Origin of the sequence: Brenneria tiliae, from assembly GCF_023347575.1 — a bacterium.
In the GTDB taxonomy this organism is placed as follows: Bacteria; Pseudomonadota; Gammaproteobacteria; order Enterobacterales; family Enterobacteriaceae; genus Brenneria; species Brenneria corticis.
This window is the reverse complement of sequence record NZ_JAKPCB010000063.1, coordinates 1-461: the sequence shown is the minus strand read 5'-3', so window position 1 is coordinate 461 and position 461 is coordinate 1. Positions and strand designations below refer to the sequence as shown.

Annotated in this window: 1 protein-coding gene; it reads left to right on the top strand. The window is 61.6% G+C overall.

Features of this window, described 5'->3' with window-relative positions; genetic code table 11:
- The coding region (locus tag MFP24_RS00315; RefSeq protein ID WP_249246709.1) for a BamA/TamA family outer membrane protein at positions 1 to 375 on the top strand (375 nt) is incomplete at its 5' end.
- Positions 376 to 461: the final 86 nt, after the last annotated feature.

Here is a 461-nt window from a genome sequence, read left to right as displayed (position 1 = left end):
CCGTTCACCGTCCCCGTCGGCGGAAACGCCCTCGCGCTCGTCAACCTCGAAGCCCGCGTGCCGTTGACTAAGAGCCTGCAACTCGTGCCGTTTTACGATGGCGGCAACGTTTTCGATAGCGTCGGCGACCTGTTCGGCAAAGAGCGCGTGCGCACAGGCGCGAGCGCGCTCGAGAACTTCAACTCCGACGCGCGTTTTACAAACACCGTCGGCTTAGGCTTGCGTCTCCGCACGCCGTTCGGACCTGTCGCCGTCGATTACGCTTTCCTCTTGCGCGCGCCGCGTTTCCAGTTGCCGCAAGCTCCCGGCAACCCGCCCGCGTTCGAGGCGCTGCCGCGCAGCCAGATTCAGATTCGCTTCGGGCAAGCTTTTTAGGTTAGCGACGAGAGAATCGGCTGGATACTTCCTTGTCCCGTCAGGGACACTTGTTAATAGCCCAGCGATTCATCGCTGGGTACGAA